Here is a 13,251-nt window from a genome sequence, read left to right as displayed (position 1 = left end):
GTCGTAAACCAGTCAGGTCGGTGAAAGATCAGGTCCACGAACGGGGGACAACGGGTTACGGGATGACGGCGGACCAGCGGTCGGCCCGGTCACATCGGTGAACGTACGACCGGTCGGTGACCGACGATCGGTGCTCGGCCGTCGGCGCTCGGCCATCCGTGCTCGCCCATCCGCGCTCGGTGATCGGTGATCGGCGGTGGGCCGGTCGGTAGGTCCGGTGGATTCAGTGGATTCAGTGGATTCAGTGGATGATGCCGGTGCGCAGGGCCACGGCGACCATTCCGGCGCGGTCGCCGGTGCCGAGCTTGCGGGCGATGCGGGCGAGGTGGCTCTTGACGGTGAGGGCGGACAGTCCCATCGAGACGCCGATCGCCTTGTTCGACTGGCCCTCCGCGACCAGCCGGAGTACCTCGACCTCGCGGCCGGAGAGCTCGCGGTAGCCGCCCGGGTGGCTCGGGGCACCCGGGGGGCGGCGGTGCATACGGGCGGCGGAGCCCATGGGGGCGGCACCGGGTCGGGTGGGGAGCCCGATGTTGGTGCGGGTGCCGGTGACGACGTAGCCCTTGACACCGCCGGCCAGGGCGTTGCGCACGGCGCCGATGTCGTCGGCGGCGGACAGGGCCAGGCCGTTGGGCCAGCCCGCCGCGCGGGTCTCGGACAGGAGGGTCAGGCCGGAGCCGTCGGGCAGGTGGACGTCGGCGACGCAGATGTCGCGGGGGTTGCCGATGCGGGGACGAGCCTCCGCGATGGACGAGGCTTCGATGACATCGCGCACGCCGAGCGCCCACAGGTGGCGGGTGACGGTGGAGCGGACGCGCGGGTCGGCCACGACCACCATGGCGGTGGGCTTGTTCGGGCGGTAGGCGACCAGGCTTGCGGGCTGCTCGAGGAGAACGGACACCAGGCCTCCTGGGGTGGGGGACGGGGGCCGGCTTGTGGGGATGAAGCCGGGACGAACCGTGCTTTCAAGGTCACAGTCGTCTTCGGCATCAAACCCGTCCGCCTTTAGAGAATGATCACGATCTGGTGAGTAACAATACGTGCAATTCGGACACGCGATCGATCATCCGAAGATCGAGTCGGTTCGGGCCGTTGTCGTACGGGACAGAAAGTGGCCGTATCGACAAAGAGATGGTCAATGAAGGGTGAGTCGACGGGACCCGGGTGGACGGGTCCCGAATCGGCGACGGTACGGGTTCAGCGTGCCTGCGGGTCGCGGCGCTGCGGCAGCGTGACCACCGAGGCGTCCCCGGGGGAGGCCGGCGGCAGGCCCGCCACCTGCGCCAGCAGGTCGCACCAGGAGGCGAGGTGGGCCGCGGTGTCCGGGGCGCCGGTGCGGCCCTCCCGCGGTGTCCAGGAGGCCCGGATCTCGATCTGCGAGGCGGCGGGGCGCGCGGACAGCCCGCCGAAGTAGTGCGAACTGGCGCGCGTCACGGTCCCGCTCGGCTCGCCGTACGACAGGCCGCGGGCCTGGAGGGCGCCGGTCAGCCACGCCCAGCAGACGTCCGGCAGCAGCGGGTCGGCCGCCATCTCCGGCTCCAGCTCCGCGCGCACCAGGGTGACCAGCCGGAACGTGCCGCGCCAGGCGTCGTGCCCGGCCGGGTCGTGCAGCAGCACCAGACGCCCGTCGGCGAGATCCTGGTCGTCCTCGACGACCGCCGCCTCCAGGGCGTACGCGAACGGGGCGAGACGCTGCGGGGCGGGCGTCGGCTCCACCTCGACCTGCGGCCGCAGCCGGGCAGCGCGCAGCGCGTCGACCGCGGCCCGGAAGGCCGGCGGTACCGGTGGCGCCGTACTCCCGGTATGTCCTTCGTCCTCCCCGGTGTCCTTCCCCTCGCCCGTTCCGCCAGCGCCGTCCGACAGTCGTCCCTGAGCCGCAGCCATGCGGGGAAGAGTAAGGGGAACGACGCCTTCGCGCAGGGAGAGACACCACCTAAGGCTGTGGCGAGGGGCGCGACCGGGCGGCCTCCGGGGGCGTGCGAGACTTGCCGTCGTGAGTGCGAACGGAAGCCCCACGGGCCAGCAGCCGACAGCGACGTACGACAGTGCCTTCCTGAAGGCGTGCAGGCGTGAACCCGTGCCGCACACCCCCGTGTGGTTCATGCGCCAGGCCGGCCGTTCGCTGCCGGAGTACCACAAGGTGCGCGAGGGCATCCCGATGCTGGAGTCGTGCACGCGGCCCGAACTGATCGCCGAGATCACACTCCAGCCCGTCCGCCGGCACAACGTGGACGCCGCGATCTACTTCAGCGACATCGTCGTCCCGCTCAAGGCCATCGGCATCGACCTCGACATCAAGCCCGGCGTCGGCCCGGTCATCGCGCACCCGATCCGCACCCGCGCCGACCTCGCCCAGCTCCGCGACCTCACCCCCGAGGACGTCTCCTACGTCACCGAGGCGATCGGCCTGCTCACCGCCGAGCTCGGCCCGACCCCGCTGATCGGCTTCGCCGGCGCCCCGTTCACCCTCGCGAGCTACCTCGTCGAGGGCGGCCCCTCGCGCACCTACGAGAACGCCAAGGCGATGATGTACGGCGACCCGGAGCTCTGGGCCGACCTGCTCGACCGCCTCGCCGACATCACGCTCGCGTTCCTCAAGGTGCAGATCGAGGCCGGCGCCTCCGCCGTCCAGCTCTTCGACTCCTGGGCCGGGGCGCTGGCCCCCGCCGACTACCGGCGCTCGGTGCTGCCCGCCTCCGCGAAGATCTTCGAGGCCGTCGCCGGTTACGGCGTCCCGCGCATCCACTTCGGGGTCGGCACCGGCGAACTGCTGAAGCTCATGGGCGAGGCCGGCGCGGACGTCGTCGGCGTCGACTACCGGGTCCCGCTCGACGAGGCCGCCCGCCGGATCGGCCCCGGCAAGGCGCTCCAGGGCAACCTCGACCCGACCGTCCTGTTCGCCGGCAAGGACGTGGTGGAGACCAAGGCCCGCGAGGTGCTCGACGCGGCCGCCGGTCTCGAAGGCCATGTCTTCAACCTGGGCCACGGCGTGATGCCGTCCACCGACCCGGACGCGCTGACCCGGCTCGTCGAGTTCGTCCACACCCAGACGGTGCGCTGACCCGGTCCGCTACCAGCCGTGCCGGGGCCGGGCCCGCCTGCCGAACAGCAGGCCGCGCGGCTCCGGCGGCGGGGGTGTGCCCGGCTTCAGCGGCCAGGCGAGCACCATGCCCACCAGGAAGCCGACGATGTGCGCCGCGTACGCCACCGTCCCGGCGTCGGAGACGCCCTCGCCGGACGAGTACACGGCCTGGAGCACGAACCAGAAGCCCAGCACCAGCCAGGCCGGCAGCCGCAGCGGCAGGAAGACCAGGAACGGGACCAGCACCCAGACCCTGGCCGTCGGGTAGAGGACGAGATACGCGCCCAGGACACCGGCGATCGCGCCGGACGCGCCGATCAGCGGGTCGCCCGACGAGGCGTTGACGAGCGCGAAGCCGTAGCCGGCCGCGTAACCGCAGAAGACGTAGAAGAGGAAGAACCGGATGTGGCCCATCCGGTCCTCGACGTTGTTGCCGAAGATCAGCAGGAACAGCATGTTGCCCAGCAGGTGCAGCCAGCTGCCGTGCAGGAACATCGCCGTGAAGACCGACAGCGCCGGCGACTTGTCGTAGCCGGGCGGGCCGACCACACAGCCGGGGCCGTTCCGGCCGATGCCTACCTGGCCGGTCGGGACCAGCTGCGGCATCTGATGGTGGATCAGCTCCTTGGGGACCGCCGCGTAGTGGTCCATGAAAGCCTGGAGATGACACAGCTGCGACAGATCGCTGCCGCCGGCCACGGAGCCGGCTATGCCGGGCGTGAAGAGGAAGACGAGCACGTTCGCGGCGATCAACGCGTACGTCACGTACGGCGTGCGACGCACCGGGTTCACGTCATGAACGGGGATGACCACAGCTGACTAGTGCCCAGGGAGGGGGCGCTCGATGCGCGCGGAAGCCCGGTGAACGTCGGCACGCGCGCGTGCGTATGTCCTTGCGACCGACGTGAGGTTCAGGCGACGTGACGTGAGGAACAGGCGATGAACGAGCGGGTTACTCCCCAGGCATTCCCTCCCATGCAGGCGCTGCCCGACGGTGAGGCCGAGATCTCCCTTGTCGTACGGCTGCCCTGGGAGGACGTGGCACGGCTCGGCCAGGAGGCGGGGCGGCTTGCTGCGCAGATGCAGCGGCCGGTGACGCTGGACGAGGCGGTCAGCAACCGGCTGCGGTCCACGCGGCCGGCGGCCGCGCATGCGCGGCCGGGGGCCGAGCAGCCTGCTGCCGCGGCTGCGCCGGGTGGGGCCGGGGTGACCTCGTTGCCGCGGATCAGCGGGACGGCTTGAGGTGCGATGCGGGGTGCGGGTGGACTGTGGCTGGTCGCGCAGTTCCCCGCGCCCCTTGGTAGGTGACGTTGGCGCTTCTCAGAAAGCTCGCACCTTTGCTGCTGCCTTTCTGGCCGCCACCAGTACCGGGTCCCACACCGGTGAGAACGGTGGGGCGTAGCCCAGGTCCAGGGCTGTCATCTGTTCCACTGTCATCTCCGCCGTCAGGGCGACCGCCGCGATGTCGACGCGCTTGGCCGCGCCTTCCCGCCCCACGATCTGGACGCCCAGGAGGCGGCCCGTCCGGCGTTCCGCGAGCATCTTGACCGTCATGGGGCTCGCGCCGGGGTAGTAGCCGGCGCGGCTCGTGGACTCGATGGTGACCGTCTCGAACTGGAGGCCCACCCGCAGGGCGTCCTTCTCGCGCAGGCCGGTGCGCGCGATCTCCAGGTCGCAGACCTTGCTCACCGCCGTACCGACGACACCCGGGAACGTGGCGTAGCCGCCGCCCACGTTGGTCCCGATGACCTGGCCGTGCTTGTTGGCGTGGGTGCCCAGCGGAACGTACTGCTCCTGGCCCGAGACCAGGTTCAGGACCTCCACGCAGTCGCCGCCGGCCCAGATGTCCTGGTGGCCGCGCACTCGCATCGCCTGGTCGGTGAGGAGGCCGCCGCGCAGGCCGAGGGGGAGGCCCGCGGCCTCGGCGAGGGTCGTCTCCGGGCGGACTCCGATGCCGAGGACCACCACGTCCGCCGGGTATTCGGCGTCCTCCGTGGCCACCGCCCGCACACCGCCGTCCGGGCCGGTGAGCACCTTGGTGACCGCGGTGTCGTTGACCATGGTGATGCCGAGGCCCTCCATCGCCTTGTGCACCAGGCGGCCCATGTCCGGGTCGAGCGTGGACATGGGCTCGCTGCCGCGGTTGACGACCGTCACCCGGTAGCCCCGGTTGATCATCGCCTCGGCCATCTCGACACCGATGTAACCGGCGCCGACCACCACGGCCCGGCGGCCACGCGTGCGTGCCAGCGTGTCGAGGAGGGCCTGGCCGTCGTCCAGCGTCTGCACGCCGTGCACCCCCGGCGCGTCCGCGCCCGGCATGTCGGGGCGGATCGGGCGGGCGCCGGTCCCGATGACGAGTCTGTCGTACGACGTCCAGGACTCGGCGCCGGAATCGACGTCACGCGCGCGTACCCGCTTCCCGGCCACGTCGATCTCCGTGACCTCGGTACGCATCCGCAGGTCGATCTCGCGTGCCCGGTGCTCCTCGGGCGAGCGCGCGATCAGATGGTCCCGCTCCTCGACGTCACCGCCGACCCAGTACGGGATGCCGCACGCCGAGTAGGAGGTGAAGTGGCCGCGCTCGAAGGCCACGATCTCCAACTCGCCCGGTCCCCGCAGCCGACGCGCCTGGGACGCCGCGGACATGCCCGCGGCGTCACCACCGATCACGACCAGTCGTTCCCGCCCACCGTTCATGCTCATGCGAACACGCTACGGGGCGCGGGCATTTCGGGCTCGCTCAGGTCTCGCTGCCGGGCTGCGCGGGGGTACGGCGCCTGCGTACGAGCTTCCACCACAGCAGCGCCGCCAGGGCCGCCAGTACGGCGAACGGCAGGGCCGCGCCCAGGGCCAGGGCGATCCAGCGCAGCATGGTGACGAAGACGTGCCAGCCGCCGGACACGGCGTCCACGAACCCGGGGGAGTCGTCCTTCGCGGCGGCCTTCTTCACCGGCGTCTGGGTGAGCGACAGCGTGATCGTGGCGAAGTCGGTGCGGTCCTTCAGGGACGCCTGCTGGGCGAGCAGCGCCTCCAGGTCGGCCTCCCGGCTGCTCAACTCCCCTTCCAGGGTGACCACGTCACTGAGCTTGGCCGCCCGGTCCATCAGCTCGCGGACCCGGGCCACGCTGGCCCGCTGCGACCTGATCCGGCTGTCCACGTCGACCACCTGGCCGGTGACGTCCTGTGCCTTCGCGGTGCGGTCGATCAGCTTGCCGGCGCCCTGGAGGCCGGTGAGCACCTCGTCGTACTTCTCGGTGGGCACCCGCAGGACCACGCGGGTGCGTTCATGGCCCCCGGAATCCCGGGTGGTGGTCTCGTTGCCGACGTAGCCGCCGGCGTCCTCGGCCGTGGTGCGGGCCGCGTCGAGGGCCTTGGGCACGTCCTTGACCTGCACGGTCAGGGAAGCGGTGCGGATGATCCGGCTGGCCGTGAGGTCGGGCGCCGTCCTGCCGGTCCCGCTGCCGCTGCCGGCGTCCTTGGCGCCTGCCGAGCCCGCAGCCTCCCGGGCCGCGCCGTTCACATCCGCCTTGGCATCGCTGGCGGAGCCGCCGCTGTCGGCGTTGTCGTTCGCACTGCATCCGGTGAGGACGAGCGCGGCGGCGAGCAGGATGCCGGCGAGGGCCGGTCGTACGGGACGTCGCATGGGTTCCCCCGAGGGTCGTGGTGACTGACGCTCCTTCGACGCCGGGGCGGGGCGGGACGTTTGGCGGCGCCGGTCCCGATGCGGTCACGGTCCGGACGCGTCCGGGTCACCGGGCCGGGGCGGGGGTGTCAGTGCGGTCTGAAAGAGTGGGCCCCATGAGCGCAACGGGTACGGGTACGGACCGGGTCGTCGTCGTCGGAGCCGGGATCGCGGGGCTGGCCGCGGCGCACCGGCTGCTGGAGCGCGGCGCGCGCGTGACCGTGCTGGAGGCCTCGGAGAGAGTCGGCGGCAAGCTGCTGCCCGGCGAGATCGCGGGCGTGCGGGTCGACCTGGGCGCCGAGTCGATGCTGGCCCGCAGGCCCGAGGCGGTCGCCCTGGCGCGCGAGGCGGGCCTCGCCGACCGGCTCCGGCCGCCCGCCACCGCCACGGCCTCGATCTGGACCCGGGGTGCCCTGCGGCCCATGCCCAAGGGCCATGTGATGGGCGTCCCCGGCACCGCCGCCGCACTGTCCGGGGTGCTGTCCGACGAGGGCCTCGCCCGTATCGAGCGCGACGCCGAACTGCCCCGCACCGAGGTCGGCGACGACGTGGCGGTGGGGGAGTACGTGGCCGCCCGGCTGGGCCGGGAGGTCGTCGACCGGCTGGTCGAGCCCCTGCTCGGCGGGGTCTACGCGGGCGACGCCTACCGCATCTCGCTGCGCTCGGCGGTCCCGCAGCTCTACCAGGCCGCCAGGACCCACGACTCGCTGACGGAGGCCGTCCGCGAGATCCAGGCCAAGGCGGCCGCCAACCAGCAGACCGGGCCGGTCTTCATGGGCATCGAGGGCGGCGTCGGTACCCTGCCGCTCGCGGTGGCCGAGTCGGTCCGGGCCCGCGGCGGCGAGATCGTCACCGGCACGCCCGTGACGGAGCTGCGCCGGGTCCGGCCCGACGGGGCGGACACCGAGGGCTCGCGCACCGCCGCCTGGCGGGTCGTCGCCGGGGACCGGGTGCTGCACGCCGACGCGGTGGTCGTCGCCGTTCCGGCGCCCGTCGCCGCCGCCCTGCTGCGCGCCGAGGTGCCCGCCGCCGCGGCCGAACTGGCCGCCGTCGAGTACGCCTCGATGGCCCTGATCACCCTCGCCTACCGCCGCGCCGGCCTCGGCCTCCCCGAAGGCAGCGGCTTCCTCGTGCCGCCCGTCGACGGCCGCACCATCAAGGCGTCCACCTTCGCCTCCCAGAAGTGGGGCTGGATCGCCGACGAGGACCCGGACGTCGTCGTCCTGCGCACCTCGGTCGGCCGGTACGGCGAGACCGCGGTCCTCGGCCGCGAGGACGCCGAGCTCGTGGACCTCTCCCGGCACGACCTGCGCCAGGCCACCGGCGTCGACGCCACCCCCGTCGCCACCCGCGTCACCCGCTGGACCGACGGCCTGCCCCAGTACCCCGTCGGCCACCACGCGCGCGTGGCCCGCGTCCGCGAGCACGTCGCCAAGCTGCCGGGCCTCGCGGTGTGCGGGGCGCAGTACGACGGGGTGGGCATCCCCGCCTGCATCGCGAGCGCGTACGCGGCGGTGGACCAGCTGGCGGGCGACCTCGGCGGGGTCGAGGAGCTGACGGCCAACCCGGTGCAGAGCCTGCACGGCGGAGCGGGAGAATAGGGACCATGAGTGACGACGCCCCCACCACCGAGTCCGGCAGGATCCCGAACAAGGGCAAGCTGGCCAAGGACCTCAACGAGGTCATCCGCTACACCCTGTGGTCGGTCTTCAAGCTGAAGGACGTCCTGCCCGAGGACCGCGCGGGCTACGCCGACGAGGTCCAGGAGCTGTTCGACCAGCTCGCCGCCAAGGACGTGACCGTCCGCGGCACCTACGACGTCTCCGGGCTGCGCGCCGACGCCGACCTGATGATCTGGTGGCACGCCGAGACCAGCGACCAGCTCCAGGAGGCGTACAACCTCTTCCGCCGCACGAAGCTGGGCCGCGCCCTCACGCCGGTGTGGTCGAACATGGCGCTGCACCGCCCCGCCGAGTTCAACCGCTCGCACATCCCCGCGTTCCTCGCCGACGAGACCCCGCGCAACTACGTCAGCGTGTACCCGTTCGTGCGGTCGTACGAGTGGTACCTGCTGCCCGACGAGGACCGCCGCCGGATGCTCGCCGACCACGGCAAGATGGCCCGCGGCTTCCCGGACGTGCGCGCCAACACCGTCGCCTCGTTCTCGCTCGGCGACTACGAGTGGGTGCTGGCCTTCGAGGCCGACGAGCTCTACCGCATCGTCGACCTCATGCGCCACCTGCGTGCCTCCGAGGCCCGGATGCACGTCCGCGAGGAGATCCCGTTCTACACGGGGCGCCGCAAGGACATCGCGGAGCTGGTCGCGGGCCTCGCCTGACCGGTCGTCAGTGTCGGCCGGCCTTGCCCTTCAGGGAGTCCTGCAGGTTCTTCCGCCGGGCATGGTCGGCCGCCGGCTTCGGCTCGGGGTGGCCCGCGCAGGAGGCGCGCCGCTCCGGGAGCCGGCCCTCCAGCAGGTAGGCCTCCAGGTAGCCGTTCACGCACTTGTTGGGGCCGCCGCCGATGCCGTGCGTGCCCGCGTCCCGCTCGGTCACCAGCACCGAGTCGGACAGGCGCCGGTTCATCTCCAGCGCGCCCGCGTACGGCGTGGCCGCGTCCCGCTCGGCCTGCAGGATGAGCGTCGGCGGCAGCTCACCGGGGCCCGTCCGCACGTCGAGGGCCTTCTGCCGGGGCACCGGCCAGTAGGCGCACGGCAGGTTCATGAAGGCGTTGTCCCAGGTCTCGAAGGGCGCCACGCGGGCGAGCCGGGTGTTGTCCCGGTTCCAGGTCCGCCACTTCGTCGGCCAGGGGGCGTCGTTGCACTCGACGGCCGTGTAGACCGCGTTGCCGTTCTCCGCCTCGGCGGCCGTCTCCGCGGCCGGCGCCGCCAGCCGGACCAAGGGCTTGGCGTCCCCGTTCAGGAACTTCGACAGCGCCTCCGCCCGGCTCGGCCAGAAGTCGTCGTAGTACCCGGCCGACAGGAACGCACCCTGCAACTGCCCCGGCCCGACCTTTCCGCCGGCCGCCTTCTTGGTCAGCCGCCTGACGGCCTTGTCGTAACTGGCCTGCACCTTCGCGGCGGTGTCACCGAGCTTGTACACGTCGTCGTGCTCGGCGATCCAGTCCCGGAAGTCCGCCCAGCGGCTCTCGAACGCGGCCGACTGCTCCAGGTTGTCCCGGTACCAGATCTGCGCCGGGTCCGGGTTCACCACCGAGTCCAGCACCATCCGCCGTACGTGCGAGGGGAAGAGGGTCGCGTACAGCGCGCCGAAGTAGGTGCCGTACGAGGCGCCCATGAAGGTCAGCCGGTTCTCGCCGAGCGCCGCGCGCAGCACGTCCAGGTCCCGGGCGTTGTTGAGCGAGGTGTAGTGGCGCAGCTTGCTCCCGGAGCGCTTGAGGCAGCCTTTCGCGTACGCCTTCGCCTCCTTGATCCGTGCCTTCTTGTACGACTCGGAGGGATGCGTCGGCGACTGCGACGGCGCCTTGAAGAAGTGCTTGGGGTCGACGCAGGACAGCGGGGCGGAGCGGTCGACGCCGCGCGGGGCGTAGCCGACCAGGTCGTAGGCGGCGGCGATGCGCTTCCACTCGGGCAGCACACCGATCATCGGGAAGAGCATGCCGGAGGCGCCGGGGCCGCCCGGGTTGTAGACCAGGACGCCCTGCCGGGGCACCCTGCGCTTGCTGTTGTGCGGGTCCTTGTGGGTGGCCGGGACCCAGCTGACGGTCAGCTTGATCTGCTTGCCGTCCGGGTGCGCGTAGTCCAGCGGGACGCTCACCGTGCCGCACCGGAAGGTGTCCGGTGCCTCCAGGTCGGCGGCGCACCGGCCGAAGTCGATGCCCGCCGCGCGCGCCCGCGCGGCGGCCACGGCGGTGCCGTGCAGTTCGGCCGCCGCCGTGTCCGGGACGCCGGGGGCGCTCCCGGCCGGGGCGGCGGCCAGAGTGGTCAGGATCAGGGACCCGGCTGCCGAGTACAGGGCGGGGGCTCTCATGGCGTATCCCTTCGGTGCAACGGCTGCGGTGGCGTGGCGGCAAGGGCACCGCAGCGACTGCACGGCAGCAATAAAAGGGATATTTCGACCGGTTGTCGGCGAAGGCAAGCACCACCGGGCCGGTGTCGGCGCAATGCCCCCTATGCGCCCCCGCTCACTCCCGCGGCAGCTGGTCCCGGTGTGCGAAGGCCGCACGCAGCTCCGGTTCGCCGACCGCGCGGATGCCGCGCACGGCGACGGAGGCCAGCAGCGAGTGGTCGTCGGCCGCGCGGCCGGCCCGCCGGTGCAGCACGCCCAGCAGCCGCAGCCCCGCCGGGGAGGCCCAGCGCGAGTACGGGTGCACCTCGACCCGGGCGATGGCCAGGCAGCTCAGCGTCAGGGTGAGGGGCAGCGCGAACCAGACGGCGACCAGGTCGCGCGGCATCTCGGTCGGGGCGGGCAGCGCGAGCGCGGCGACCCCGAGCCCGAAGACCGCCAGCGCGGCGACCCGGACCTGCCGGACCCCGGACGCGACCGTCGTCCGCGCCGCCGCGTCCGGCACCGCGAGCCCCGCCCGCACCAGCCCCTCGCCGAGGCTGCGGACGGCGTCCGCGTGGGCCGCCGCCGAGCGCACCGGCGCTATCCGGGACTGCCCCTCGGGCCCGATGGCCCCTATCACCGACCGCTCCATCTCGTCCCGCCCCCGCGGGTCCACGACGGTCGCCCAGCCGGTGTGGGCGAGCAGCAGCCGCCGTTGCCGGGCCATGGACACCAGCGTCAGGTCGGCGACCCGGGCCGGCCCGCCGGACAGGAACGCGGCCTCGTACAGCGTCAGATCGTGCCCCCGGCCCGCGTCCGCGTCGACGGCCGCCGTCCGCTCGGCGGCCAGGCACAACCGGGTGCAGGCGGTGCCGGCGACGGCCCAGGCCAGGAGCAGGAGAAGGACCCAGAACATGACATGTTTCTATGCCAGCGGCCTGGCCACCGCCATGCCCTGTTCATATTCCGGACCGAGTGTTGTCGGTATGTGACGTTCCGTTTGCCGCGCAGGTCAGGGGTTCTGGGCAGTCGGCTCGGGGCTTGCGGTGGCGGGCGGCAGCGCGTATGTCGAGGACGGCGACGGTGCCGCGACCGGGGTCGCGTCGGCGGGGGCGACGACGGGCGGCGAGGCCACGGGGGAGGGCGTCGCGGCCAACTGCTGCGCCAGCGTGGCGAAGTCGACGTAGCCCGTCGCCTCCAGGACCTTGATGTGGTCCAGGACGGTGCTGTTGGCGTCGTCGGCGAGGTCGCGGACCAGCGTGTTCTGGGTGGCGGCGCGGACCTGGGCGACCACGGAGAAGACCCGGCCGTGGGCCAGCCGCACGATGTTCGCGAACTCCCGGTCGAAGTCCTGGCCCTGCGCGGCGCTCAGGGTGGCGAGCCACTGCTGCTGCTGGGCGTTCGGCCCGTTCGGGATCGGCACGCCGAGCTGGGTGGCGACGGTGCGGACGTGGGCGTCGAGGGAGGTGTGCCCGTCGACGAGGTGCTGCCCGGCCGTCCGTACGGCCGCCGTGGTGCCCTTCTGCTCGGCCATCTCGCCGGCCGGCAGCTCCCAGAGCCCGGCGAGCCGGACCTTGACGATGAAGTCCCGGTCCTGCGCGGACAGCGGGCCGTAGGCCGTCGACACGGTCTGGGCGCTGAGCACGTTCACCGAGCCGGTGGGGTCCGAGCGGTCGGTGTACGACCAGATCGGAAACACCAGGGCGGCGAGGGTCGCCGCGAGACAGACGATGATCAGCCCGGTACCGCTGAATATGCCTCGTCCCTGGACGGGGGGTCGGGGTCGCGCGCGCATGATGCCTCCTGCACCGCACGGTGGGGCTTCGCCGTGCGGGGTTGGCATATTACCGAGGGGTCGCGGTAGGGGCGCCGGGCGGTCGGTCGGCTGCGGGCCGGTGGGGGGCTGATCGCGCAGTTCCCCGCGCCCCTTACGGGGCGCTGCAGTCGCGTCCGCTACGTAGCTGCGGGCAGGCGTGCCGCAGGGCGGCACGGGTGGGCGCAGCGGCACCCGGCAAGCGCCGGTAAGCGTCCCACCCCCGGCCACTAGCCCCGCCGCAGCAGCACCCTCGGCGCAAGCGATCTCCGCGGTGCCGCCCCCGCCCGCTCCAGCCACCACTCCTCCAGGCGCCGACGAGACCCCCGGTCCCCCAGCCGCCCCTCCCGCAGCAGCACCCCCGCGAACTCCAGCGCGTCCCGCCGGTAACCCCCCGCCATCGGCCGCTCCTGCGCATACGCCAGGAACGCCGCCCGGTAACCCGCCCCCAGAATCTCCGGCAGCTCCGGAGCCACCTTCGCCACCACGTCCGCCCGCTTCGCCGCCAGCGACCGCGCCTGCACCCCCATCCGCACCCGGTCGAACCCCTCCGGCACCGGAGTCCCGGCGACCAGCGACGACAGCACCGCGGTCTGCGCGAGCCCGACCCGCTGCCGGGTGGCGTCGGGGACCTCCGGCGCGGCCGCCGCCGGCGAGGGTTCCCGGC

12 protein-coding genes and 1 pseudogene are annotated in these 13,251 nt (G+C 72.7%); 4 read left to right on the top strand and 9 right to left on the bottom strand.

Annotation, left to right across the window (positions count from 1 at the left end; translation table 11 throughout):
* Positions 1-241: 241 nt before the first annotated feature.
* Both ACWGKQ_RS50970 and ACWGKQ_RS50965 read right to left on the bottom strand, forming a co-directional pair.
* A complete protein-coding gene (locus tag ACWGKQ_RS50970; protein ID WP_093498522.1) occupies positions 242-901 on the bottom strand; it encodes a helix-turn-helix transcriptional regulator in 660 nt (219 codons plus the stop codon).
* Between the two features lie 296 nt (positions 902-1,197).
* The gene (locus tag ACWGKQ_RS50965) at positions 1,198-1,884 is read right to left on the bottom strand and encodes a DUF3000 domain-containing protein (protein ID WP_453298973.1); all 687 of its coding nucleotides are present in this window, start codon (positions 1,882-1,884) and stop codon (positions 1,198-1,200) included.
* A gap of 109 nt (positions 1,885-1,993) precedes the next feature.
* Here ACWGKQ_RS50965 and hemE point away from each other — a divergent pair, with 109 nt between their 5' ends.
* Entirely contained in the window at positions 1,994-3,061 is a 1,068-nt protein-coding gene (gene hemE / locus ACWGKQ_RS50960; RefSeq protein ID WP_453298972.1) for a uroporphyrinogen decarboxylase, read from the top strand.
* Positions 3,062-3,070: 9 nt separating this feature from the next.
* Here hemE and ACWGKQ_RS50955 read toward each other — a convergent pair whose 3' ends face one another.
* Positions 3,071-3,895, bottom strand: a complete 825-nt coding sequence (locus ACWGKQ_RS50955; protein ID WP_453298971.1) for a rhomboid family intramembrane serine protease — start codon at positions 3,893-3,895, stop codon at positions 3,071-3,073.
* 126 nt (positions 3,896-4,021) lie between these two features.
* On the opposite strand from ACWGKQ_RS50955, the gene ACWGKQ_RS50950 reads away from it, so the two are divergent.
* Positions 4,022-4,324 (top strand): hypothetical protein, encoded by a 303-nt coding sequence (locus ACWGKQ_RS50950; protein WP_453298970.1) that lies wholly within the window; start codon positions 4,022-4,024, stop codon positions 4,322-4,324.
* Between the two features lie 78 nt (positions 4,325-4,402).
* On the opposite strand, the gene ACWGKQ_RS50945 is transcribed toward ACWGKQ_RS50950, so the two are convergent.
* Both ACWGKQ_RS50945 and ACWGKQ_RS50940 read right to left on the bottom strand, forming a co-directional pair.
* Complete coding sequence (locus ACWGKQ_RS50945; RefSeq protein WP_453298969.1) at positions 4,403-5,788, bottom strand: FAD-dependent oxidoreductase; 1,386 nt, start codon at positions 5,786-5,788, stop codon at positions 4,403-4,405.
* A 37-nt stretch (positions 5,789-5,825) separates the two neighbouring features.
* Positions 5,826-6,728 (bottom strand): DUF4349 domain-containing protein, encoded by a 903-nt coding sequence (locus ACWGKQ_RS50940; protein ID WP_453298968.1) that lies wholly within the window; start codon positions 6,726-6,728, stop codon positions 5,826-5,828.
* A 155-nt stretch (positions 6,729-6,883) separates the two neighbouring features.
* On the opposite strand from ACWGKQ_RS50940, the gene hemG reads away from it, so the two are divergent.
* On the top strand, positions 6,884-8,368 hold the full coding sequence (gene hemG, locus ACWGKQ_RS50935; protein ID WP_453298967.1) for a protoporphyrinogen oxidase: 1,485 nt from the start codon (positions 6,884-6,886) through the stop codon (positions 8,366-8,368).
* 5 nt (positions 8,369-8,373) lie between these two features.
* Positions 8,374-9,105 (top strand): hydrogen peroxide-dependent heme synthase, encoded by a 732-nt coding sequence (hemQ, locus tag ACWGKQ_RS50930; RefSeq protein WP_453298966.1) that lies wholly within the window; start codon positions 8,374-8,376, stop codon positions 9,103-9,105.
* Positions 9,106-9,112: 7 nt separating this feature from the next.
* Here hemQ and ACWGKQ_RS50925 read toward each other — a convergent pair whose 3' ends face one another.
* From ACWGKQ_RS50925 to ACWGKQ_RS50910, 4 genes and pseudogenes are all read right to left on the bottom strand, one after another.
* Positions 9,113-10,753 carry an alpha/beta hydrolase gene (locus ACWGKQ_RS50925; RefSeq protein ID WP_453298965.1) on the bottom strand — a complete coding sequence of 547 codons (1,641 nt, stop codon included), beginning with the start codon at positions 10,751-10,753 and terminating at the stop codon, positions 9,113-9,115.
* A 154-nt stretch (positions 10,754-10,907) separates the two neighbouring features.
* A complete protein-coding gene (locus ACWGKQ_RS50920; protein ID WP_453298964.1) occupies positions 10,908-11,687 on the bottom strand; it encodes a TIGR04222 domain-containing membrane protein in 780 nt (259 codons plus the stop codon).
* Positions 11,688-11,783: 96 nt separating this feature from the next.
* Positions 11,784-12,566: a DUF4142 domain-containing protein gene (locus tag ACWGKQ_RS50915; protein ID WP_453298963.1), complete on the bottom strand. Its 783-nt coding sequence runs from the start codon at positions 12,564-12,566 to the stop codon at positions 11,784-11,786.
* Between the two features lie 248 nt (positions 12,567-12,814).
* A pseudogene (locus ACWGKQ_RS50910) lies at positions 12,815-13,251 on the bottom strand (hypothetical protein); the annotation flags it as partial.

Source organism: Streptomyces sp. NPDC054770, from assembly GCF_053611985.1.
Note: the sequence above shows the minus strand (reverse complement) of the source record. Positions and strands in the feature narration are given on the sequence as shown.